Raw genomic sequence first — 24,506 nt, 5'->3', positions numbered from 1 at the left:
AAGTACCGACAGCACGAAAATCCACCTCTTTGGCCTATCGCCAGCTTTGCTTCCGCCACACCATCGCCCTGATGCCGTTCGGCCCCAAGGCACCCGGTCGCGCGCCAATTGCTTTTACCCCGCCGTTTGCCTATGTGCGGCGCTATGCCCCGGCACTGCGCGAGCCCCCTTGGGACTCGCCCGCCGGGGCCATGTATTTTAACGCCAGAGGTGCCGCCCATGTCGACCCGCCGCCGCCAGATCTACGAAGGCAAGGCCAAGATCCTCTACGAAGGGCCCGAACCGGGCACGCTGATCCAGTATTTCAAGGACGACGCGACTGCCTTCAATGCCCAGAAAAAGGGCACGATCAACGGCAAGGGCGTGATCAACAATCGCATCAGCGAATATGTCTTCACCCGTCTGGCGCACATTGGTATCCCCACCCACTTCATCCGCCGCCTCAACATGCGCGAACAGCTTGTGCGGCAGGTCGAAATCATCCCTCTGGAAGTGATCGTCCGCAATGTGGCTGCCGGCTCGCTGTCCAAACGGCTCGGCATCGAAGAAGGCGAACCGCTGCCGCACACGCTGCTGGAATACAGCTATAAAGACGATGGCCTTGGCGATCCTTTCGTCTCGGAAGAGGAAATCGCCTGCTTCAACTGGGCCAGCCATGAAGAGATGCAGGATATGTCGAGCATGGCAATCCGCATCAACGATTTCCTGTCCGGCATGTTCGCCGCGATCGGTATCCGTCTGGTCGATTTCAAGCTGGAATTCGGGCGCCTGTGGGATGGCGATTACGCGCGCGTGATTCTGGCCGACGAAATCAGCCCCGACGGTTGCCGCCTGTGGGATCTCGCCACGGGCGAGAAGCTGGACAAGGATCGTTTCCGCCGCGACATGGGGGGCGAGGAAGAGGCTTATCAGGAAGTCGCTCGCCGCCTCGGTCTGTTGCAAAACGACGATGGCGGACCGGGCGAAGTATTCGACCTGTCTGCCCACCGCGGTCGCCTGCGCAGCAAAACGAAACCGAAGAAATAGCCGGTCGAATCGTTCCAAATCGCCAACCCCTGCTGCGCATTGCACAGCAATATCCAGCAGGGGTTGCGGCGATTACCGAATCGCAAATCACACAGCATGATCGGGCGATCTTTCAGTAAGAAATGGTATATTCATCGATCCGCCATTAACTTATATTTGAAACTTCGTTATTTCAAAATAAGATAATCTGTCGCGTGATGAACACTATTGTTCTTCTCCCTTATATCGGGCAAACCTGCGCCGATGCGGTACTATTCGGTTATTGCGCCTCTTGCGCTCGTCTCCCTCGCCCTGACAGCTCCCCTTGCGGCACAATCGGATGCGCCTCCGGCGACGGGGCAATATACGGCGGTCGCCGTGCCTCCGCTTGGCCCCGCTTCGGATTACGAATGGAATTATTCGCGTAGCGACGTTCCGGTCGATCCTGCATGGACGTTCGGCACTCTGCCGAATGGTATGCGCTATGCCTTGCGGCATAATGAGACGCCCGCTGGCACCGCGCTGGTGCGACTGCGGATCGGTTCCGGTTCGCTGGAAGAACACGACGATGAACGCGGGCTGGCGCACTACCTCGAACATATGGCGTTCAACGGTTCGGCCAAAATTCCCGAAGGGGAAATGGTCAAGCTGCTGGAACGCAAGGGGTTGGCCTTCGGCGCCGACACCAATGCCTCTACCGGTTTCGAAACCACGACGTACAAACTCGATCTGCCGCGCACCGATGGCGATATGATCGATACCGCGCTGATGCTGATGCGCGAAACCGCATCCAACCTGACGCTCTCGCCTGCTGCTGTGGAGCGGGAACGTGGCGTTATTCTGGCCGAGAAGCGCGACAGGAATACATACGCTCTGCGCGCGACAGAAGATTCATGGCAATTTCTGACCCCGGATGCGCGCTATACCCACCGCCTCCCGATCGGAATCGACGAAACAATTCGCGCGGCTGACGCGGCGCGACTGCGTGGGTTTTACAAACGCGCCTATGCCCCGGCCAATACCGTCCTGATCGTGGTCGGCGATATCAACGTGGCCAAAGTCGAGGCGAAAATCCGCGCAATGTTCGGTGACTGGCAACCATCTGCCCCACCGTCTGCAAAAGTCCCCAGCCCGATCGACACCAGTCGCAAGGGGCAGGCTCACATCTATCTCGACCCTGCTCTGTCGGAACGAGTGACAGTCAATCGGTTGGCTCCCTGGAGAGATGAGCCCGATACGATTGCCCAACGGCAACGCAATCTGTTGCGGCAGATCGGCTACGCCATCGTAAACCGGCGGCTGGCGCAGCTTGTGCGGAGCGAAGATCCGCCATTCCGCGCGGCAAGCTTTGGCTCCGGCGATCTGTTCCAGTCGGCCAGCGCTACCGGTCTTACCATCGATACGGTTGACGGGGGGTGGCAAACCGGGCTGGACGCCGCAGCGAAGGTCTGGCGGCAGTCTATGGCCTATGGCTTCACCAATGCCGAAGTGGCCGAACAGATCTCCCAGCTTCGCGCAGCACAGATCAACGCGGCAAAATCGCAGGATACCCGCAGCAACGCAGCTCTCGTCAACGCGGTGGAGAACCTGCTGCAAGATGGCCTCGTGCCATCTACCCCGCAAGACTCTCTCGAACGGTTCGAGAGATTCGTCCCCTCTATCACGCCAGACAATGTTCTGGCCGCGCTGCGTGAGGACGCCGCCCCGCTCGACGCCCCTTTGATCCGTCTCCAGGGGCGCACCGCCCCTGTCGGCGGTGTCGATGCCTTGCGCCGGACGTGGGATACGGCGATGGCTGCGCCCATCGCCCGGCCGGTGGAGAAGGTGCTTCCCCCATTCGGTTATGACGATTTCGGCAAGCCGGGAACCGTTGTGTCCGATACAGTCGATCCCATCATGGGCATCCGCGAAATCCGCTTCGCAAACGGGGTGCGGCTGAATTTGAAGCCAACCAATTTGCGGGAAGACGGAATCGCCTTCCGCCTGTCGCTGGATGGAGGTGAATTACTCGACACTGCCCAGGATCCGCTTGCGACTGCAATGGTGTCCACTCTGCCGCTCGGCGGTCTGGGCAAGCACTCGCTGGATGAAATTCAGAGTATACTCGCAGGCAAAACGGTCAGCTTTAACCTGCAAAGTTCCGGCGACGCGTTCGTGATGGAAGGCACCACCATTCCCGCCGATCTGTCGCAGCAACTCGAACTGTTGACGGCAACAATCACCGATCCGGGCTACCGCAATGAAGGCGAGGTTCGCTATCAGCAATCGATTGCCAACTTCTTCGAACAGAAGGATGCAACACCCGCCAGCGCACTCGCCAATTCAATCGGGAGCATCCTGTCGAACGGCGACCCACGCTTCAGCTTGCAGCCGCAATGCGCTTACGAAGCTCTCTCGTTCCATAAACTGCGCTATGGTATCGGCGATCGTCTGGCTCACGGTGCCATCGAGCTGGCTTTGGTGGGAGATTTCGATCCGCAGGTGGCCATCGCCGAGGTCGCACGCACGTTGGGCGCCCTGCCGACGCGTGAAACCGAGTTCCGCGATTCGCCGTGGTTGCGCGAACGCCCCTTCACCGACAAGCGTACCCGCCACATCATCTACCACACCGGCGAAAGCGATCAGGCACTCGTCAGCTTCACATGGCCCACAGTGGGGGACAGCGATCTCAGCAAAGTCGCGCAATTCGACCTGCTTGAGCGGATCGTGCAAATCGAATTGCAGGATGAACTGCGCGAACGACTGGGCAAGACCTACAGCCCCAGCGTCAGCAGCAGCAATTCGCACCTGTGGATAGATTATGGCACCTTCAACCTTGCCGCATCGGTCGATGTGAAGGACATTGAAGCGACTCAGACTGCGATAGCAACTGTGCTGCGCGACCTGGCTCGCAAACCCATTTCGAGCGATTTGCTCAAGCGAGCACGCCAGCCATTGCTGGAAAGCTATGCCAATGCGCTGAAATCGAACGCCGGATGGCTGAGGCTTGCGGACAGGGCGCAAACTCAGCCTGAAATGCTCGAACATTTCAAAGAAATGCCGAAGCGCCTGAAGGCGGTCACCCATCGCCAGTTGCGGCAGATTGCTGGCGAGTATCTCACTCCTGCGAAGGCGGTTGAGGTACTCGTTCTGCCAGCGACAAAGGCAGAGGCAGCCGCTTCGGGCACAACCGACGCCCCGACCGAACCCGCCACTTCCAGCGCGCCTGTCGCACCGAAGGTCGGCCGATAATCGCCGCTCTCTCTCTCTCCAGGCCTCCCCGTTTCGGCCTGGAGAGATGGCTGCCTGAGTAAATGGAGCTGGAATATTAGGCTATGCTCGCTGCGCGAAGCTGGCATGCACCTCTGTAAATCCATCAACCGATCATGTGCCGCGCTCTCTTGCCCTTGCGTCAGAGTGGCGGCATAGGCGCGGCAACCGGAACGCAAGCCAGCGAAAGGCCCTCCGATGAAAGTCCGCGTTTACGTATCGCTCAAACCCGGAGTGCTCGATCCTCAGGGTCGCGCCGTCCACCATGCGCTCGAAGGGCTCGGCTTTGCCGGGGTTGCCGATGTGCGCGTGGGCCGCTTCATCGAAATGGACGTGGCAGACGACACCACCGACGACGCGCTCGATGAGATGTGCCGCAAGCTGCTCGCCAATATGGTGATCGAAAACTACCGGATCGAGAAGCTGGAGGCAGCGTGATGGCTTTCCGCGGCGCAGTGATAACCTTCCCCGGCTCCAACTGCGATCGCGATATGGCGGTCGCATTGGAAAAAGTGTCCGGTGAAAAGGCGCTGCGTGTCTGGCACGGCGATGCCGACTTGCCCGACAGGCTGGACTTTATCGCCATTCCCGGCGGCTTCTCCTATGGCGACTATCTGCGGTGCGGCGCCATTGCCAGTCGCAGCCCGGTGATGCGTGCTGTAATCGAAGCGGCGGGGAGAGGAGTTCCCGTACTGGGCGTGTGCAACGGCTTTCAGGTACTGACCGAAAGCGGGCTGTTGCCCGGTGCGCTGATGCGTAATGCCCAGCTCACTTTTACCTGCCGGACCGTGCCGCTGACGGTAGAGAACAACCAATCGCTGTTCACCGCCGGATACGATGCGGGCCAGACGATCGCCATTCCTGTGGCTCACCACGATGGCAACTTTTTTGCCGACGACGAAACCCTTGACCGGATCGAGGGCGAAGGTCGGGTGGCGTTCCGTTATGCCGATGAAGTCAACGGATCGCAGCGGTCTGTCGCAGGCGTGCTCAATGAAACAGGCACCGTGCTGGGCATGATGCCACATCCGGAACGCGCCATCGAACCCGAACTCGGCGGCAGCGATGGCCGGGCTTTGTTTGAAAGCGCGGTGCGCGGTCTCGTTACTGCCTGACGCGATCGGACGCGTGGGTGCGGTTGGCCGCACCCTATACCGCCTTGGGTAATTACGCAGTCAGGCGCTCGACCGCACGCTTGCCCCGGAACAGTGCGACTGCCTGATCGGCTTCCATCGGTCGCCCGAAGTAATATCCCTGAATCTTGGTGCAGCCAAGCTGGCGGATCAGTTCCGCCTCTTCAGCGCTTTCGACGCCCTCCGCTGTGGTTGTCATGCCCAGACTATCGGCCATCGCCACCACTGCCCGCACGATCGCGAGACTTTCCGCTGCCTGCTGCGCCGCCCCTTGGACGAATGTGCGATCGACCTTGATCGTCGAAAAGCGGAGTTTGCGTAAGTACCCCAGCGACGAATAACCGGTACCGAAATCGTCCAGCGCGACCGTACAGCCGAGCGCCATCACCTGCTCCAGCGCCGATCCCGCCACACTGGCATCGCGCATGAAAATGCTTTCCGTCACTTCGAGTTCGAGGCGGTGGGGTTTCAGGCCGCTGGCTGTCAGCGCGCGAACCACCGTTGCCGGGAAGTCCGGTTCGAACAACTGCTCAGGCGACACGTTCACTGCCACACGGACATGGTCGGGCCAACGGGTGGCCTCCCGACACGCCTGTTCCAACACCCATGCGCCAATGGGAACGATCAGGCGCGTGTCTTCTGCCAGCGGGATGAATTTGCCCGGACTGATGCTGCCGTGATCGCTGCTGTTCCAGCGCACCAGTGCTTCGAAGTTGACCACCTCTTCAGTATTGGCATCTACAACCGGCTGATAAACCAGTTCAAATTCGCGCTTCTCCAGCGCGCTCCGCAATGCGAATTCGAGTTGGCGACGTTCTTCCGCATTGGCATGCAGCAACGGCTCATAAGTGCAATGCTCGCCGCCACCCTCGTCTTTCGCTCGGTAAAGCGCGAGGTCGGCATTACGCATCAATTCCTCAACGGTCTTGCCATCGCGCAAGCCAATGGCGGAACCCACGCTGGCGCCCACATACAGCGTGTGCTGATCGACCTGATAAGGTTGCGACAAGCGGGCGATCACCTTGCGCGCCACTTTCGCTACCACGTTCTTGTCCGAAGCATCGCGGATGACGACCGCAAATTCATCCCCGCCCAATCGCCCGACAAGGTCGGTTTCACCGACAAGATCGCTAAGCCGGGCCGCCACTTGCGCCAACAGCTTGTCACCAACCATATGGCCCAGCGAATCGTTGACCGCCTTGAAGCGATCGAGGTCGATCATCATGAACGCACAACGCGTTCGCCACTGTTCGGAATAACGCAACGCGTCGCCCAGCGCTTCTGTCAGCATCAGGCGGTTAGGGAGGCCTGTCAGCGTATCGTAACGTGCCAGATAGGCAATCTTTTCGGTGGATTCGCGCTGCTCCGTCACGTCCGAGCCGACACCGCGAATCCCGAGATAGGCACCGTTTTCGTCCAGCATGGGAGTGCCTGACAGTTCCCACCAGCGATGTTCGCGCCCGATGTTCACCCGCACCAGCAAGTTGGAGAAGCTTTCCCGCCGTTTCAGCTTATCTGCCAGTTCGTGCAGGCTGCTGGAAAATTCGCCGGTTTCCCATGCGTCGCCAGAAATCAGTTCCAGAAACGATTTGCCCTCGATTTCGCTGATTGATCGGCCAAGCGCGAATGCGAAACGCGGGCTGGCGCTTCTGACCAATCGATTGATATCGATCTGCCACAGCCAATCACCCTGATTCTCTTCGAATTCCCGCAGCAGGAGAGAAACCACCTCGCTCTTCTCAGCCATTCCGGCCTCAGCGAAACAGGCAGTCAGGTATGTGCGAGACACCCTCGTCGTCCCAACCACCACCGTCATAAGGTAAGCCAGTGCAATCGAAGTAAGTTCGTAATTGCCATGCCACAAAAACACAGACACACCCGCGATACCGGTCAGGCCGCCGAATATGATCGTGTTAAGCGGCACGGCCCCCAGCACGAGTGCCGATCCGGTGAGCAGCAGCGAAATCAACAGGAACACGCTGGTGTAATCGGCCTGTGTCCCCCACGGCGACAAAACCACCAGCGAAACGCTCCACGCCAAACCAGCCAGTACCGCGCCCAGCGATTTCCGTTGAACTTCCCCGCGTGTGACAGTGCGGCGGTCTCCATCGGAAAGCAGATAGTCCGACCGCAAGTTAATGGCAGTCGCAATCATCAGCGAACCGACAAATAGCGCTATAGCCCACGTCGGCGCGGTATCGTGATACATCCACACGACGATTGTTGCGCTGACAAAATGGACCAGAGCCCGCAGCCACATGCTCTTGCCGAACTGCGAGTACTGTAGCCCACGTAATCGCGACCAGTCACCTTCCTCCGGATCACGCAGACCCAAAATGGCAAGGAACGGCAAGTGAGGTGAATTGCCTGCGAAAGGGGCTCTGTTTTTGTTCACGCACCCGCGATAAGCGGGCAATAGTTAGGGCGTGGTAAACCTTCGAAAAGAAAGACTAAATCATATCGCCCCGGTCATTCGTTAACCATACAACTGCCTCATAAACAAAGCTATTCCACGGTTACGGATTTTGCCAGATTTCGCGGCTGATCGACATCTGTGCCTTTGGCACAAGCGACATGATAAGCAAGCAACTGAACCGGCACGGCATAGACCAGCGGCGCAATCAGCGGATGGACTTTGGGCATAGCGATCGTCGCCAGACATCCGTCGCCTGCCTCAGCCAGCCCTTCCTCATCCGAAATCAACACGATCTTACCGCCCCGTGCGCGCACTTCCTGCATGTTCGACACAGTTTTTTCGAACAGCGGACCGGAAGGCGCGAGCACAATTACCGGCACCGATTCGTCGATCAACGCGATCGGCCCGTGCTTCATTTCCCCGCTCGCATAGCCTTCCGCGTGGATATAGCTGATTTCCTTGAGCTTAAGCGCGCCCTCCAACGCCAGCGGATAATCGGGACCGCGGCCCAGATAGAGCACGTCACGCGCAGGAGCGATCAGATGCGCCATGCTGGCGATATCGTCGTCAAAATCGAGCGCAGCGTTGAGCGCGGCAGGCGCTTCGAGCAGGTGACGAACCACCTCTTGCTCTTCCGCCCGGTCCATCCGCCCTTTCTTCACCGCGAGGTGCGCGGCCAGCGCGGCCAGTACAGCGAGCTGGCAGGTGAACGCCTTGGTGCTCGCCACTCCGATTTCCGGGCCGGCATGGGTAGGCAGCAACAGATCCGCTTCGCGCGCCATCGAACTGGTCGGCACGTTGACTACGACACCGATGGTCTGCCCTTCCGCCTTACAATGGCGCAATGCAGCGAGCGTGTCGGCTGTTTCACCGCTTTGCGAAATGAACAGTGCCAGACCACCCTCTTCCAGCACGGGTTCGCGATAACGAAACTCACTGGCGACATCGATATCCACCGGCACACGTGCGAATGTTTCGAACCAGTATTTCGCAACCATCCCAGCGTAATACGACGTACCACATGCCACGATAGTGATGCGCTTAACCGTCGAGAGATCGAAATCCACTTGCGGCAGAGCCACAGTGTTATCCGCGCGGTGGATATAGCTGGCCAGCGTTTGCGCCACGACAGTAGGCTGTTCGAAAATCTCCTTCTGCATGAAGTGGCGATAATTGCCTTTCTCCACAGCCGCTGCCGACGCGCCCGAGGTAGTTATCTCCCGGTCGACGAGGTTGTTATCGGCATCGTACACCTGCGCGCCATCGCGGGTCACCACCGCCCAGTCACCTTCTTCGAGATACGCGATCTTCTGCGTCAACGGGGCCAGCGCCAGCGCATCGGAACCGAGGTAGGTTTCCCCTTCCCCATACCCCAGCACCAGCGGCGACCCTAAGCGTGCGCCGATCAGCATATCGGGGTAGTCGCGAAACGCCATTGCCAGCGCGAATGCCCCGCGCAGGCGCGGCAGAACCGCCTTCACCGCATCTTGCGGAGACGCGCCGTTTTCGACCTGCTGACTGACCAGATGCGCGACCACTTCGCTATCGGTCTCGCTTTCCAGAATGCGCCCGGCAGCCACCAGTTCATCGCGCAACTGCTTGTAGTTTTCGATGATACCATTGTGGACCAGCGCAACCTGCTCGGTCGCATGGGGGTGTGCATTGTTTTCAGTCGGTGCTCCGTGGGTCGCCCAACGGGTATGCGCGATGCCAATGGTGCCGGGTGCAGGGTTGGCAGCCAGTTCCTTAACCAGATTGGCCAGTTTGCCCTGTGCCCGGCGGCGAATGAGCTGGCCACCGTCCATCGTGCAGACGCCGGCACTATCATACCCGCGGTATTCCATTCGGCGCAGCCCATCGACCAATCGATCAGCCACTGCTTCCTTACCGACGATACCGATAATGCCGCACATAAATTTCAACGCCCTTCAATGTGATCGGAACATCCGCAAACACGCGATGTCGCAGATTTCCTTCTATTCGGTTGCTGCGCCGATTTGGCTGGATTTGTTGCGTCGGGCAAGCCCGCCTGGCGACCAAAGTGCACCAACTTCGTACTTGCGATGCGACGATGCAAGGGCGTCGCAAGAACCTGACGGCACCCCTTACTGCATTTGTCCGCCCATTTCGCTCCAATCTTAGGAAAACGGCAAGGTTTCCCTTTTATTCACCAAACTTCGAGAGGGCTGCTTTGCCATGACGCGTAACGATGGCGTCAGACAATCGCCACAACGAATTGGATCGCCCAGGGGGTATGGAATGAGCGCATTCGGACGGAAAAATGGTCCAGGCGGATTGCAATCGGGCGGCCGCCCGACATTCGGCGTTGCGCGTCCCATGCGTGGAGGGCCGGAAATCCCGCAGAAGGATCGCGGCGGCGAACAATTTCCCCCATTGCCAGGCGAAAACCCTGACGCGGGCAACGCGCTGGACAACCACCCGAACAAAGGCGACGCGATGGCCCGGCTGGCCGATCGCGCCAATGCGGTGCACGAATCGACCCACACCGCCACGGGCTTCGAAGCGAGCGTTCACAAGATCAAGGAACAGGTGCTGCCGCGCCTGCTGGAACGCGTCGATCCCGAAGCGGCCGCTTCGCTCAGCAAGGAAGAGCTGTCGGAAGAATTCCGCCCAATCATCATGGAAGTGCTGGCCGAGCTGAAGGTCACGCTGAACCGGCGCGAACAGTTCGCGCTGGAAAAAGTGCTGATCGACGAACTGCTCGGCTTCGGTCCGCTGGAAGAGCTGCTTAACGACCCTGACGTTTCGGACATCATGGTCAACGGCCCCGATCAGACCTACATCGAAAAAAAGGGCAAGCTTGTTATCGCGCCGATCCGGTTCCGCGATGAACAGCACCTGTTCCAGATCGCACAGCGTATCGTGAACCAGGTCGGTCGCCGTGTCGACCAGACCACACCGCTGGCAGACGCCCGCTTGAAAGACGGCAGCCGTGTGAACGTGATCGTACCGCCGCTCAGCTTGCGGGGAACTGCGATCTCGATTCGTAAGTTCTCCGAAAAGCCGATCACCATCGATATGCTCAGGGACTTCGGTTCGATGAGCGACAAGATGGCCACCGCGCTGAAAATCGCCGGTGCCTGCCGCATGAACATAGTGATTTCGGGCGGTACGGGTTCGGGTAAGACGACCATGCTCAACGCCCTGTCGAAAATGATCGATCCAGGCGAGCGCGTGCTGACGATCGAAGACGCGGCGGAACTGCGCCTGCAACAGCCGCACTGGTTGCCGCTGGAAACCCGCCCGCCGAACCTTGAAGGGCAAGGCGCGATTACCATTGGCGATCTGGTGAAGAACGCTCTGCGTATGCGCCCGGACCGCATTATCCTGGGCGAAATTCGTGGTGCGGAATGTTTCGATCTGCTGGCCGCGATGAACACCGGCCACGATGGTTCGATGTGTACGCTTCACGCCAACAGCCCGCGCGAATGTCTTGGCCGTATGGAAAACATGATCCTGATGGGCGACATCAAGATTCCCAAGGAAGCCATCAGTCGCCAGATCGCGGAATCGGTCGATCTGATCGTTCAGGTAAAGCGCCTGCGTGACGGTTCGCGTCGCACCACCAACATCACCGAAGTGATCGGGATGGAAGGCGATGTGATCGTGACGCAGGAACTGTTCAAATTCGAATATCTGGACGAAAGCGAGGACGGTAAGATCCTCGGCGAGTTCCGCCCCAGCGGTCTGCGTCCCTATACTCTGGAAAAAGCGCGCCAGTTCGGTTTCGATCAGGCTTATCTGGAGGCGTGCCTTTAAAGGCAGCGCCCCCATAAAAGTATGCTTGCACCCGGTGCCCGGCGCGATCAGCCTACGGCTGTCGGCTGAGCAAGCTCCATGCACTGCCGACGGCGCCACACCATTTCGCTCACCAGTTCGTCCGCTCCGAATACGATTTTGTATTGGCAGACAAGGTAGTTTTCCGATTCCGGCATCTTGAACTGCACGTCATAATCCCATGATACCGCGCCATTGGTCCGCACCGGATCGCCCAGAGCAGCGCGCACCGCGTCCCGCGTCACACCGGGCTTGATCCCGTCCAGCTGGCTCGGTTCGATCACCTGACCGCGACGCACGAACGGCGGGTTCATTTCTTTGGGAAGCACGCCCACGTCATCATAATTGAGCGCTTTGGGGTTGCTCACCGGATCGACAGGGTTGCTTTGCGCCAACACCGGCGCAGCGCCAGCGAAGAGGAATGCCAGCAGCGATGCGGAGGCCGCTGTTCTGATGACCTTGTTCATGACAGAGTCCTTTCTGATTGTCTCAGCGCTCACGCAGCGCCTCGCGAGTTTTGTTCAGGGGTTTGGTGAGGTAATCCCACACGGTCTTGCGACCGGTGCGAATGTCGGTGGTGGTTACCATGCCGGGCGTAATCGGCAGACGCTTGCCCGCCTGCGTCACCAGCGCATCGGAATTGGTGCGAACCAGCACACGGTAATATACGATCTCAGGCTTCACTTCGTCGCGCAGGGTATCGGGTGCAATCGTTTCGACTTTGCCTTCCAGCCCGCCGTAGATCGAATAATCGTAAGCCGTCACTTTCACCAAAGCACTCTGGCCGGGATGGATGAAGGCGATGTCGCGCGGGGAAATCCGCGTTTCCACCAGCAATTGGTCGCCTACCGGCACCAGTGTCATGATCGAGCCGCCAGGAGCGACAACGCCACCAATGGTGGTGACATCGAGGCTTTTCACGATCGCCCGCAACGGAGCGATCAGCGTGGTGCGATCCAGCATGTCTTCGCGCCCGCGCACCACCGACTGCAGCGATTTCACATCGGCATCGGCCTTTGCAAAATCCTCGCGGCTTTTGACCATGTATTGCGCGCGCGCTTCCGATAGCTTCAGTTCGAGATCGGCGACCTGTCGTTGCAAGCGGATCACTTCGATATTGCTCGCGGCGCCTGATGCGATCAGCGACTGATTGATGCCCAGTTCGCGCCGCGCCAGCGTCAACGCCTGCGTCAGCCCGCTGACTGTTTCGTTCAGGCTGGCACGGCGCGACTGAAACAGCGCGGTTTCAGCCGACTTTAGTTCGGGCCAGTCCTTCAGTTCCGCCGGGAACGCAATCTGCGAACGTCCGGCTACCTCGGCCTCAAGCCGGGCACGTGCAGCGAGCGCGGCGCGATAGCGAGCGGCTGTTTCTTCGACACTCGATTCGCCACGGGTCGGATCGAGCTGAGCGAGCACGGTGCCCTTCTCAACGATCTGGCCCTCCCGCACGTTCAGCTTCGAAAGAATGCCGCCTTCCAGCGATTGAATTACCTGATCGCGCGAACTGGGGATCACTTTGCCCGAACCGCTGGAAACTTCATCGATTTCGAAAAACCACGCCCACGCAAAGAACGCCGCTAGGAACAGCGCGACCAGCCAGATGACCTGCGTGGAGCGGGTGGCGCGCATTTCATCCAGATCGGCCAGATCGGGCAATGCTTCGCCCCGGCGATCGCTGCTGCCATCGCCCCCAAGACCCATCATGGCTTTTAACCCGGCGCCCGTTGTCATGCCGATTCTCCTGAATCGGAACGCGCCCGCGGACGCACCACCAATCGTGTCGGCACAGGCTTGTCGCCCGGTTGTTTTTCTGGCGATGGGGCAGCGTTGGCGCGCAGCCGGTTAAGCACAGCATCCTTCGGGCCATCCATCGCGATAGCGCCGCCATCGACGACGATGATCCGGTCCACCGCATCGATCGCTGCCATCCGGTGTGTGGCGATTATCAGCGTGGAATCGACCGACACCTGGCGCAAATTGGCAATAACGTCCCGCTCGGTCGCTTCGTCCATCGCAGCCGTCGGCTCGTCCAGCAGCATTACGCGCGGCTTACGCAACAACATCCGCGCCAGCAGAATGCCCTGCCGCTGACCACCGGAAAGCCCAAGCCCCCCTTCCTGCAAAGGATGATCCAGCCCCAGTGGCAGACGCTGAACATAGGGCCACGCCCCTGCAGCCTTCAGAACCGCGATGACATCCTCATCGCTCGCCAGCGGTGCGCCAAGTTTGAGGTTTTCACGCAATGTGCCGTGGAACAGGCGCGCGTTCTGGCTCAACAACGAAACATCGCGCCGCACGTCCGCGGGATCGATATGCGCCATATCGACACCGTCGAGCAGGACCGACCCGCCCGCCGGTTGCATCAGACCCGACAGCGCCTGAAGCAGCGTGGATTTGCCGGCACCATTGCGCCCAAGCACCGCGATCCGTTCGCCCGCAGAGATTTCCAGCGATGCGACAGTCAGCGCCGCGCTTTCCCCGTCATAACTGAACGCGGCGCCTTCAAGGCGATAATCCCCCTTGATCGCCGGGCGCTGAACAGTTGCCGCTTCCTGCGGATTATCCACCGGCAGTTTCATCAGCTGATCGAGCGACTGCGCTGCGATCTTCGCTTGCTGCCAGCGGTTCAGAACAGTGGTGATCGACGATAGCGGCGCCAGCATACGGCTGACCAGAATGCTCGCTGCCACCAGCACACCGGTGCTCATCTGCCCGGCCATTACATATGGCACGCCGCAGAAGATCACGACAGCAAAGGCAGCGCCCTGCACTGTCTGCATCCAGTTGTTCAGGCGATTGAGCAAGTCGCGCAGTTGCAGGCCGGAGTCTGCGTTGATCGCGTTGTAATGGTTCCACTGGTTCTGGAAGCGCTGCTCAGCCTGCAGCACTTTGATGTCTTCGATGCCCTGAACCGCTTCGACCAGCATGGCATTACGGAGCGAAGATTCGCGCATGCCCATCTGCGCCAGATCGCGCAGCCGCTTCTGCGCCAGCAGGCTGGGGATAATCAGCAGGAGAAACGCAACCAGCGGCACCACCACCAGCCATCCGGCAATGAACCAGAAAATCACGCAAAACAGCAGGAAGAATGGCAAGTCCGCCGCCGCTGCAATCGTGGTGGATGTCAGCATGTCGCGCACCGGTTCCAGTTCGCGAATCTGCGATATGAACGTACCGGTCGAACGTGGCCGCGCGCTGTTCTTCACCCGCAGAGCATGGCCGAATACGCGGTCCGAGATCCGCAGATCGGCGCGCTTGCCCAACAGGTCCGTGATACGCATCCGCGCATCGCGCATGACCCATGCAAAAATCAGCGACAGCAGCACACCGGCAGACAGCACATATAGCGTCGGCATCGATTGCGCCGGAACCACACGGTCATAGACCTGCATCGAAAACAGAACGCCCGCCAGCGCCATCAGATTGGCCACCAGCGAAGCGACCAGAATATGCGCGTATGGCCGCCAGTCGACCAGCACCAGCTTGCGGAGCCAGTTGTCCTCTACCGGCGCGATATATTCGTCCACACGGGTATCGCGCGCAGAACGCAAAGGGCGCAGCTGTGCCATCGCTTCGACATGCGGTTGCAGGTCCTCGACACTATGTGTGGCACCTGCCCCATCTTCGCCGGTCATCGCCAGAGTCAGTTCGCCATCCCTGACAGCGGTGACGACAGCGACTTGACCGCCATCGAGCTGAAGGACCACTGGCAGGCGCCATGAAGTCAGGTCCGCCAGCCGCGGGCGCACCATCTGCAACGACAACCCCGCTTGCCGCGCCATTTCACGCGCCTGATCTTCGATCGACGCACCATCGTTCCACTGCGAGGCCAGCCGGATATGTTCGGCAGAGGCGTTGATCTGGAAGTGCGCGGCAGAAACCAGCACCGCGTCGCGCCATCCCGACTGCAGCCGTTGCTGCACCGAAGTATCGTTTGCCGTCATTGAACTGGCCCCACAAAATCGGGCGCCGGTTCAACGGATGCCTGATCCACTCCAAACGCGCTACGTAACCTGTCGCTGTGATAGAGGCACTGCACCGCCAGCCGATATTGGGCATACAGACCCTGTGCCTGATCGACGCGGGCGCTGTAATATTCCTGTTCCGCGTTCAGCAGATCGAGCAGCGATCGCGTGCCCAGCTCCAGATACTGCTGCCGATAGAGATCGCGGGTGGCGTCGATACTGTTCACGCGGGTTTCCATGACAGGTGCCCGCGATGCCCATCCCGCTGCCTGCGCCCGTGCATCGGCCAGGCCTTGCCGTTCTTCCAGCCGGGCCTGACGAACAGCGTCTTCGTAGGCGCGCAACTGGTACTCCGCCCCGCGCTCCCGTGCGCCGGCCGCGCCGCCCTGATACAGTGGCATCGAAAAGTTCACGCCGAACTGGCCCGTGGTCCGGTATTCGCCATACAGGCGCGATCCGTTAGTCAGCGCGTATCCCACGCTGCCATCGAGCGACACAGTCGGCAGGCGTTCCGCCTTAGCGATATCGAGCTGCGCCTGAGCATCGTCGAGCTGCGCCTCCGCTACGCGCACGGCGGGGGTATCGGCATCGGCAGTCACCTCGCACGCTTCGTTTTGCAGGAAAGCAGGGATGTCGCCTTTGATCGCCACCGGCGCGATCTGCCCGGTCAGATGCATCAGTGTGAGACGGGCCCGCTGCGCGTCCGCCTCCGCAGCAAGAAGCATCGATTGCAGTGAATCGAGGCGAGAATTGGCCTGTTCGAGATCGGACCGCGAAGTCGCACCTTTCTCGACCCGCTCCCGCACCAGCCCCCTGATATACGTTACAGCATCCAGTTGCTCGCGGGCGATCTGCACCAGCGTTTGCTGCGTGCGCGCATCGACCCACGCCTGCGCGGTTCTGGCGATAATCTCGTCCATCGCGAGCTGAACTTGCGCTTCGCTTGCCCGAACGCCCGCTTGCGCCTGTCTCTTTGCCCCGGCGACCTTACCGAAATCGTACAGCATCTGCGATGCATTGAGCGTGGCGGTATAGACGTAGCGAGAATCGTAGCTGCTGTTGCGGTAAGTATTGATCTGGCTTTCAACGCCCCCGGTGACTTGCGGGCGATATCCTGCCTTTGCCGCCTCCACTCCTTCAGCTGCCTGTCGTTCCTGAGCACGTGCCCCGCGGATGCTCGGATGCACGCGCACCGCCGCCTGAACGGCCTGAGTCATATCCATCGGTTCGGCAGGCGACGCGATTTGTGCGTCGGCAGGCACAGTAGCGGCCAGAGGCAATCCCCCGGCCGCGACCATCGCCAACACCCGATAACCGGGCGCTGAATGAAGCAAACCAAATATCACAGTGGCTGTCCGCCGCTCAGCCAGCTCGCCTGTCGTACATGCGGCAGGCGAGCTGTGTATCTGGCACCGTCAAGCTGCGTAAGACACATGAATGTCCTCGTCGATCGACAGCGAAACACCCGAAGATGTGCTGGTGTAAATGAGGTGACCGTTGTTCACGATACCGTTGGTCGTCCAATCGTCTGCGCTGGACAGTTCGACCGAATCTTCCGCATCTCCCTCGATAGTCAGTGTGCCGGTGTTCGATCCGGTGATCGACAGCACGTCGGAGATCGAAAGGCCGCCGGTTATGCTGTTGCCGCCGGAAACCGACAGATCGAGCACTTCGACATTCTGCAACAGACTGGCGAGATCGCTATGGTCCAGATTTTCGCCATAACGCAGAGCAACGGTGTCGATCCCGGCCCGCCCATTGATCGCCTCACCATCCCAGATCAGATTGTCATTTCCGGTCGTGGACATAGTGGGGGTCACTGCCAGCGTCATCATATCGGTGACATGGGCAGACTCTGCGCCGTTGCCGCTTTCCACCGTCCACGCCGTCACCTCAATCTGAGTACCCGCAGTAGTATTATCCTGATCGACCAGCGCCGATTCAGCCTGAACGAAGCCGAGATCGTCCAGATCGTCCTGCGAAAGACCGGTTATGGTGTAGGTGTCGGTCGCTGAGTCATAGGTTACACCGGCAATCAGGTCGCTACCGATATAAAACGCCGCGAATTCGCCCAGACCGGTGAGCTGCAGGGTAGTCGTTTCCGTGCTCTCATCTGCAACAGCTGCGCTTGCGGCAACAGCATCCGCCATCGCAGCGTTGAGATTCAGATCGATAATGCTGCCTTCGTTACCGAAAGACAGAGTGGGATCGATGGTCAGACCGTTGGCAACGGCATTCACAGTGAACACGTCCAGCGGGACCGTGTCCACACGCACAGTATCCAGAGTGGTTTCACCCGATTCCACTACCAATGCCAGATCGGATAGTGTCCCGCTCCAGTTTGGCGCAGGCAGGATCGCCACATAAGGAGGCAATTCCCCGTCGGAAGACAGCACCCAGGTGTTGGTGACACCATCGCCACCGGCGTTCGATGCCTGATCCGCCAGAGTCGCGTCCCCGGCGCTGTTCCCGACATAGAGCAGGAACCCGACCGGCACGCCCGCCAGCAGGATCGACTGAATCGTTTCCGATCCATCGTTGTCATTCAGCGCAACCGACAGACCGCTCAACTCGATCGCATTGGTCTTGTCAGCGGCATCGGATTCGTCACCTACGACGGGCTGACTGGTAACCGTCACGCCGTTGTTGGCGATTTCGACCACTGCTGTGCCGGAACTCGATGCCGTTTCGATATTGGCGGCACCGACTTCCTGCGTCTGCGCGATAGCCGTGAACGTTACATCGCCCGGAACCAGCGTGTCTCCGGTCGCGGCGGTGTAGGTGAGTTCTACCGCTCCGCCGTCGGTGCCGACATCGAGGACATAGTAATCGCCATCGGGCACACCGGCCACGCCGGTCACAGTGGTCAGCGGAACTTCCAGCCCGCCTGCATCGGTTACCGTGCCACCGTCATTATTGGTGGTTGCGACCTGAACATAGACTTTGCCGTCCACGATCTGGCCGAACGCGCCATCTGCCGGATCGCTGACTGCAATCGTTGCAACAACGCTGTCGGTGCCTTCGTCCACACCGGCAACTGCGATGGAAATGGCGGCTTCGTCCGTCACCGGAGTAACCGGCATTTCCGCACGCTCGTCAGCCTCAACACTCGGCCCGCCGACGACAGATGCCATCAGCTTGGCATCGAATGCGAAGCTGGCGTTATTGTCGTTGCTGTCTGCCGGAGGTGTGACAGTGATCCCATCCAACAGAGCATCGAGCGCCACCTGACTGTCGCTCCCGGCCGGAACCGTAGTCGTGGCAGTCCATGTCGGCACACCACCGATTGTTGTCAGCGTCATTCCGGTAACGACGCTGCCCGGTGGCAGATCGGTCAGTGTGACGGTGTAACTGTAATCGAGCCCGGTATCCGCAACGGACACAGCGGAATCGATCACATCGCCCAGAGCAAAGACGGTATCTTCCGTACCGGGCGTGCCGTTGTAACTCCAATCATCGATAGTTGGCGGCGCGAATTCGCCACCGGTGCCGAGATCGGTATTCAACGTCCATGACACGGAATCGGTTTCGATACCTGCCGGTGTGTTTGGCGACTGCCCCTGATCCTGCGCCAGCGCAGTCATCGAGATATTTGCAGTGCCATCGCCCGCGCCGATCCCGACGACGAATTCGACCGGCACGTCTATTCCGCCCGAACCGATCGAGATTGAGTCGCCCGCTTCGTAAACCAGCAACCAACTGCCAGCACCGATTTGCGACGCGCCGGTCACGGTCACGCCATCGGGAACACCATCGATCAGAATACGCACCAGATGCTCGCTTCCGTCGATATCGGCGGAATCCACATGCATGTTCACAACCACCGCGCCTCTGCCGGTGACTGTAGCGGTGTCGGGCAAGGCATCGTCGCCAGCAACGTTGTCCGCTGTCGAACCTGTCGCCGTTGTCAGATTGATACCGGTAATCGATGCATCGATTGGATCGGTTACCGGGCTGGCAGACAATGTAAGCGAACCGGACTTGGTTTCGGTCACAGGTGCAAGCGTTCCGTCGTTCGACGGATCGATAACCTCGTAAAGGAAGTCGAGCGTACCGAGACTTCCATCGAGGTTTGCGGCGCCCAGGGCTCCCAGATCCGACACCTGCGCGGCCGGTACAACGTAGTATTCGACACCGGAGATGTTGGTCGTCGCCAACCCTGCGTTTTCGATCGGCACGCCGCCCAGATAGAGGGTGTAGTCAGCGCCGGTGGCATAATTCTGCGCGATATAGACCTGGCCCAGCGCTTCGTTGTCATCCCCGCCCTGCTGGACAATCGCCAGATTAAGCGCGGTCACCTGATCTTCGACCAGCGTAGCACTGTCTGTAATCACTGCTTCGGGCGAAGGTGTGACGGTAAAGCTCACATCGACAAGGTCGCCAGTGCGGGAATCGCCGTCGTTTTCTGTTGTGACCGCGGCCACCTTGAAACCGACCGTCCCGCTGTAATTCGGCGGCGTTTCAATCGAAACGTTCGCCAGATTGCTGGCCGATACGACCCACACACGTTCTGCGCCCGTGCCCGACACCACCATAGTCGCGCCGACTACGTTGAAGTCTTCGGCAAGGCCTGTGATCCGCAGTGTGGTAGCTTCCGAACCGTCGCCATCGTTCGATGCAACTCCGGTTATCACATCGCTCAGCGCAGTGCGGTGATTCCCTGAATCCAGAGCGGCTTCGGTCGTCGTGTATTCAACAACTGGCAACGTAATCGTTGCAACATCGGCAACGCCGGTCACCGAAACATCGATAGTCCGCGATACAGGTGCCGATGTCGAAGGACCATCGACCGACACCGCGCTCACTGTGAGCTGAAAATCGTCATTGCTGTTGAGCGGCGGTGTAATCGAAAGCGGAGTGCTGTTGCTGAAATCCGTAATTTCGAAACTGGTTTTTCCAGTTTCGGAGAGGAAAGTCATCGCCCCTGACCCTGTCCCGTAAGTGACAGTCGCGCCAACAGGAATGTCCGAAATGGTCAGATTGAAGGTTTCCGACGCATCCGAACTGGTTGTCTTGATGGCCAGCGGAATCGTGCTGTCTTCCACACCGGAAGCACGGCCATTGAGCGCCATCGTCACCGCATCGGCAACCGGGTCGAACTTGATAAGCGAGAGCGTTGCCGATCCGCTAACTGCGACATTCACACCCGAACCGCTGACTTTCGGTGGATTGAGCGGAGCCGTGGCGACATCCGCGTCATCATCGTAATCGACAGTGCCAGCCTGAACGCCCACAGTCAGAGTTCCTGCCACATCGGCCGGCAGTTTGACCTGCAAGGTATCGAGATACTGTTGAGCGACCCATATCGGTTCACCCACGTATGTCTGCGTGATCCAGGTCGATCCGCCATCGGTAGAATAACGGAACTCGGTTCCGATCACACTATCGGCCGGGGTGTCGGATGCCAGCGTTGGTGTCAGAACTGCATAAGTAAATTCGTCGCCATCGGCATTCGACCAGCCTGTGACCAGATCGTAGCCACCGCTCGTATTCGACGTGCCGGTGTAATTCGTGCCGAGCGCGAACCAGGCATCTTCCTCGCCGGCGACCGAATAGGCGTGATCGTCGATCATCGTCACATCGTTGCCGCCGACATTGTCGCTATCGGTATCGGTCCGTTCCGCAACCGGAGTGACTGTAATCTTCACATTGCGGCTAACCGTTTCGGTATCGCTGACATCCACACTGTTGATCGTGTTGCTGTCAGTGCTGGTAATCGACAGCGCGATCGTCGTATCCGCACTGCTGTTTGCGGGCGGCTGGATCGTAAACGCATCCAGAACAGCTTCGCGCTGCGCTTCGGTTAGTGTGCTGTCGAATGTGATCGTGGCTGCATTGCCGGTGAGATCGTATGTCCACCCGGCAGAACTGGTCGGCGGCGTAACTACCCAGCCGGTCGGTACAGTGAACGCGACTGAATCGATCACTTCACTGCCCGCACTCGATCCGGTGTCTGTTACGCGGACCCCTGCAAGGAACGCCACAGCGGTGTCTTCCGCAGTGGTGACATTGCTGGCCGTCACATCGCCCGCGACCGGTGCGATATACAGGTTGAGATCGACCGAACTGGTAACAGTATCGATAGTACCGGTAGAATCGCCGTCCGTATCACGCGATTTGAGGGTGATACTCACGTCTTCCAGATTGCCGCTGAAATTGCGCGGCGGATTGATCGTGATTGTAGGTGCGGAGAGTGAATTGGAGGCCGCAGATATCGCAACCGGGGTTCCCGAACTGATCGTTGTGGCCACACCATTGATGGTCACCACTGTTCCGTTCGGCAGTCCCGACACTTCGTACCAATGCTGCTCGCTTCCGTCGTTGTCGGTGCCGGATGCGCCATCGCTATCGATACGCGCCACCGCAAACCGCCCGGACAGATCGATCACCGTATCCTCTGAACTGTCGATGTTGACGCTGTTGCCACCGTCAATCGTCAGTGTCGCGCCATCGGTTACAGCCAGAACATCGACATCGATAACCTGCGTGCTGGTGGCCCCGGCGACGCCCGTCAGAATCGCACCGCTGCCATCGACTTCGTAGCTGGTGGCGCTCACCGTAACGGTGAAATCCTGCCCGCTTTCCGGTGTCGGATTGGCGACCAGCGCCGCATATTCGGTGGACGTAAGGTAATAAATACCCGACGCGTTATTTTCTGCCGGCACGCTGGAGACATGGTCCACATCGGTCAGAACGATTGTGATCTGACCGCCCACCGGCGTCAGCACAGTCGCACCGGTGGACAGGGTGACATCGCTGGCCCCCGGACCGCCGATCGTCAGCGTGATTTCGCCCAAACGTTCCGGATTGTCGCCATTGACCGTTCCGGTGCCGCTGTCGGTAATCCCCGGCACGACCAGACCCAGCGATTGCGCTGTGTCTTCAGTCGTATTGACTGTCTTGTTCGCTTCCATCGTCGGTGCATCGGCAACCGGCGTGATCTCGAATTCGATGGTTTGCGACACGGTTCCCGAACCACCGGTGGTTTCCGCCATCGTGTAGGACACTGTCGGAACCGTGCCGGAATAGTTCGTCGCCGGAGTAAACGTGTAGTCGCCATTTTCGGCAATCGTCAGCGTACCGCGCGGATTTCCGTCCACATCGGTAAGCGAGACCGTCGCACCCGGCAGATAGTCTTCCGCTATATCATCGCCATTGGCATCGACTCTGAAGCCAGTGAGTTTAATCACGTCGTCCACATCGGAGACATAACTTTGCAAGGATCCGCTGGCCGTGCTGTCTTCGTTCAGCGGCACGGTAGCGTTCTCTTCCGTCCCCGCCAGGTCGTCGTTGGACCCGGTGACCTTGATAGTAATAACCTGTTCGCGATAGGCGCCGAATTCATCGGTGACGCGGGCAGTGAAGGTGTCGGTTCCGATATCGTTATTGTTCAGCGCCTGCGTCGCCGCACGCGTATCGTCGAGGGTATAGGTCCAGTCGCCGGTGGACGGATTGATTGAAATCGTGCCGTATGTTCCGTTGGTGGTCGCGATGCTCCACGTCTGCGTCGCATCGGTATCGACATCGGATGCCATCAGAGTTCCGGTTGCGGTGGCGTCGCCGCCTACGCCGGTCCCCGCCTCAATAACCGCACCGGTCGCGGCAGCAGCATCGGATGTGATGACCGGGCGATCGTTCGTGCCCGTGACAGTTATCGTCAGCGTACTGGTGTCTGAGGCGCCATTTGCATCCACTACGGTGTAAGTGAATGTTTCCGTTACCGACTGCCCCTGCTTCAGAGCCTGCGTGTCAGAATTGATGTTATCCAGCGAGTAAACATAATTGCCGTTCGAGGAGAGCATCAGGGTGCCGTAAGTGCCCGACAGGCTTGAGCCGACTGTGCCAGGCGTACTGCCGAAGCCCACTTCGCTGACCGTCAAAGTCGCCGTTTCACCAGCGTCGACATCGCTGTCGTTGGTCAGGACATTGCCATTAGCGGTATCGACCCCGGCAGTCGCGATGTTGCCTCCGTCGAGGACACCCGATTCCGTCACGGCATCGGTATCGGCAGCGGCAACGGGCACGTCATTCGTGCCCGTAACAGTGATGACGACATCGCGCGTTGTTGTGCCGCCATTTCCATCACTGACCTGAACCGTATAGGTCAGTTCTACGCTATCGCCTTCGTTGAGCGCCTGCGTTGCAGGCAGCGCGTTGTTCAGTTCATAGGTCCACGCGCCAGTCGACGCATCGATGCTGAACTGGCCATAAGTCGTATCGGGCGTTCCGGTGACACTCCATGTCAACGTGTCGGCTTCGACATCGCTGGCGAGGAATTGCCCCTCTGCATCGGGCGTGCCTGCCGTCGGAGTGCCATCGTCGAGGTTGCCCGCTTCGGTCACAGCTCCAGACTGATCACTACCCGTAATCGTCGGTGCATCGTTGATCGGGTTCACCGTGATATCGACCGTGCGGGTCAGCGTTTCGCCCGATGCCGGATCGGTCACGGTATAGGTGAAGCTGTCCGGCCCATTGTAGTTGGGATTCGGGGTATAGGTATATGTCCCGTCCGGGTTGAATACGACCGCGCCGTGCGACGGATCGCTGGCTTTCTCGAACGTCAGTGTGCCGCCGCTGGTCGTGCTGTCGTTGCCTGCGACGCTGCCGTTGACCGGCGTGTCTTCGTCGGTCGTCGCGCTGTCGTCAGCCGCGGTGAGATCGGTCACCGGATCGACCACGATATCGAGATCGGCAGTATCGCTGCCGCCCTCGCCATCGCTGACGGTATAGGTGATCGTCGGCACCGTGCCGTTCCAGTTGGCATCGGGCGTGAAGGTATAGGCACCGGTGCTGCCAATGGTGATCGTGCCGACACCGGCAATGGTCACGGTATCGCCTGCGGCATGGGTGGCGGAGTCGCCAGCCACCGTAAAGCTCGTCACACTCAGCGTATCGCCATCGGGATCGCTGTCGTTGGTCAGCACATTGCCGCTGACCGGC

12 protein-coding genes are annotated in these 24,506 nt (G+C 59.5%); 5 read left to right on the top strand and 7 right to left on the bottom strand.

Annotation, left to right across the window (positions count from 1 at the left end):
* The first annotated feature begins 219 nt into the window (after positions 1 to 219).
* The 4 genes from purC (at position 220) to purQ (ending at position 5,369) form a co-directional block, all read left to right on the top strand.
* Positions 220 to 1,026 carry a phosphoribosylaminoimidazolesuccinocarboxamide synthase gene (purC, locus tag CV013_RS13675; RefSeq protein ID WP_102156264.1) on the top strand — a complete coding sequence of 269 codons (807 nt, stop codon included), beginning with the start codon at positions 220 to 222 and terminating at the stop codon, positions 1,024 to 1,026.
* Between the two features lie 243 nt (positions 1,027 to 1,269).
* Positions 1,270 to 4,236 (top strand): M16 family metallopeptidase, encoded by a 2,967-nt coding sequence (locus tag CV013_RS13670; RefSeq protein ID WP_102156263.1) that lies wholly within the window; start codon positions 1,270 to 1,272, stop codon positions 4,234 to 4,236.
* 216 nt (positions 4,237 to 4,452) lie between these two features.
* On the top strand, positions 4,453 to 4,692 hold the full coding sequence (gene purS / locus CV013_RS13665; protein WP_102156262.1) for a phosphoribosylformylglycinamidine synthase subunit PurS: 240 nt from the start codon (positions 4,453 to 4,455) through the stop codon (positions 4,690 to 4,692).
* The gene (gene purQ / locus CV013_RS13660; protein WP_102156261.1) at positions 4,692 to 5,369 is read left to right on the top strand and encodes a phosphoribosylformylglycinamidine synthase subunit PurQ; all 678 of its coding nucleotides are present in this window, start codon (positions 4,692 to 4,694) and stop codon (positions 5,367 to 5,369) included. Before purS ends, purQ begins: the two co-directional genes overlap by 1 nt.
* 52 nt (positions 5,370 to 5,421) lie before the next feature.
* Here the strand turns inward: purQ and CV013_RS13655 are convergent, their stop codons facing one another.
* Positions 5,422 to 7,782 (bottom strand): putative bifunctional diguanylate cyclase/phosphodiesterase, encoded by a 2,361-nt coding sequence (locus CV013_RS13655; RefSeq protein ID WP_223805399.1) that lies wholly within the window; start codon positions 7,780 to 7,782, stop codon positions 5,422 to 5,424.
* Positions 7,783 to 7,892: 110 nt separating this feature from the next.
* Positions 7,893 to 9,716, bottom strand: a complete 1,824-nt coding sequence (gene glmS / locus CV013_RS13650) for a glutamine--fructose-6-phosphate transaminase (isomerizing) (RefSeq protein ID WP_102156260.1) — start codon at positions 9,714 to 9,716, stop codon at positions 7,893 to 7,895.
* Between the two features lie 346 nt (positions 9,717 to 10,062).
* On the opposite strand from glmS, the gene CV013_RS13645 reads away from it, so the two are divergent.
* The gene (locus tag CV013_RS13645) at positions 10,063 to 11,583 is read left to right on the top strand and encodes a CpaF family protein (protein WP_102156259.1); all 1,521 of its coding nucleotides are present in this window, start codon (positions 10,063 to 10,065) and stop codon (positions 11,581 to 11,583) included.
* A 47-nt stretch (positions 11,584 to 11,630) separates the two neighbouring features.
* Here the strand turns inward: CV013_RS13645 and bamE are convergent, their stop codons facing one another.
* The 5 genes from bamE to CV013_RS13620 form a co-directional block, all read right to left on the bottom strand.
* Positions 11,631 to 12,068 carry an outer membrane protein assembly factor BamE domain-containing protein gene (bamE, locus tag CV013_RS13640; protein WP_102156258.1) on the bottom strand — a complete coding sequence of 146 codons (438 nt, stop codon included), beginning with the start codon at positions 12,066 to 12,068 and terminating at the stop codon, positions 11,631 to 11,633.
* A gap of 22 nt (positions 12,069 to 12,090) precedes the next feature.
* A complete protein-coding gene (locus CV013_RS13635; RefSeq protein WP_223805398.1) occupies positions 12,091 to 13,332 on the bottom strand; it encodes an HlyD family efflux transporter periplasmic adaptor subunit in 1,242 nt (413 codons plus the stop codon).
* A complete protein-coding gene (locus tag CV013_RS13630; protein ID WP_102156257.1) occupies positions 13,329 to 15,545 on the bottom strand; it encodes a type I secretion system permease/ATPase in 2,217 nt (738 codons plus the stop codon). The genes CV013_RS13635 and CV013_RS13630 overlap by 4 nt, the downstream gene beginning before the upstream one ends.
* The gene (locus CV013_RS13625) at positions 15,542 to 16,864 is read right to left on the bottom strand and encodes a TolC family outer membrane protein (RefSeq protein WP_123640016.1); all 1,323 of its coding nucleotides are present in this window, start codon (positions 16,862 to 16,864) and stop codon (positions 15,542 to 15,544) included. The genes CV013_RS13630 and CV013_RS13625 overlap by 4 nt, the downstream gene beginning before the upstream one ends.
* A 117-nt stretch (positions 16,865 to 16,981) precedes the next feature.
* Positions 16,982 to 24,490 carry a VCBS domain-containing protein gene (locus tag CV013_RS13620; RefSeq protein WP_232806605.1) on the bottom strand — a complete coding sequence of 2,503 codons (7,509 nt, stop codon included), beginning with the start codon at positions 24,488 to 24,490 and terminating at the stop codon, positions 16,982 to 16,984.
* Between the last annotated feature and the right edge of the window lie 16 nt (positions 24,491 to 24,506).

It is taken from the genome of Tsuneonella flava (assembly GCF_002870965.1).
Lineage (GTDB): Bacteria > Pseudomonadota > Alphaproteobacteria > Sphingomonadales > Sphingomonadaceae > Tsuneonella > Tsuneonella flava.
Note: the sequence above shows the minus strand (reverse complement) of the source record. Positions and strands in the feature narration are given on the sequence as shown.

Excerpts from the sequence above, each read along its gene's own strand:
- glmS (WP_102156260.1), bottom strand. The coding sequence starts at position 9,716 with ATGTGCGGCATTATCGGTATCGTCGGTAAGGAAGCAGTGGCTGATCGA.
- CV013_RS13670 (WP_102156263.1), top strand. The coding sequence starts at position 1,270 with ATGCGGTACTATTCGGTTATTGCGCCTCTTGCGCTCGTCTCCCTCGCC.
- CV013_RS13635 (WP_223805398.1), bottom strand. The coding sequence starts at position 13,332 with ATGACAACGGGCGCCGGGTTAAAAGCCATGATGGGTCTTGGGGGCGAT.
- CV013_RS13630 (WP_102156257.1), bottom strand. The coding sequence starts at position 15,545 with ATGACGGCAAACGATACTTCGGTGCAGCAACGGCTGCAGTCGGGATGG.
- CV013_RS13645 (WP_102156259.1), top strand. The coding sequence starts at position 10,063 with ATGAGCGCATTCGGACGGAAAAATGGTCCAGGCGGATTGCAATCGGGC.
- bamE (WP_102156258.1), bottom strand. The coding sequence starts at position 12,068 with ATGAACAAGGTCATCAGAACAGCGGCCTCCGCATCGCTGCTGGCATTC.
- purC (WP_102156264.1), top strand. The coding sequence starts at position 220 with ATGTCGACCCGCCGCCGCCAGATCTACGAAGGCAAGGCCAAGATCCTC.
- CV013_RS13625 (WP_123640016.1), bottom strand. The coding sequence starts at position 16,864 with ATGGTCGCGGCCGGGGGATTGCCTCTGGCCGCTACTGTGCCTGCCGAC.
- purS (WP_102156262.1), top strand. The coding sequence starts at position 4,453 with ATGAAAGTCCGCGTTTACGTATCGCTCAAACCCGGAGTGCTCGATCCT.
- purQ (WP_102156261.1), top strand. The coding sequence starts at position 4,692 with ATGGCTTTCCGCGGCGCAGTGATAACCTTCCCCGGCTCCAACTGCGAT.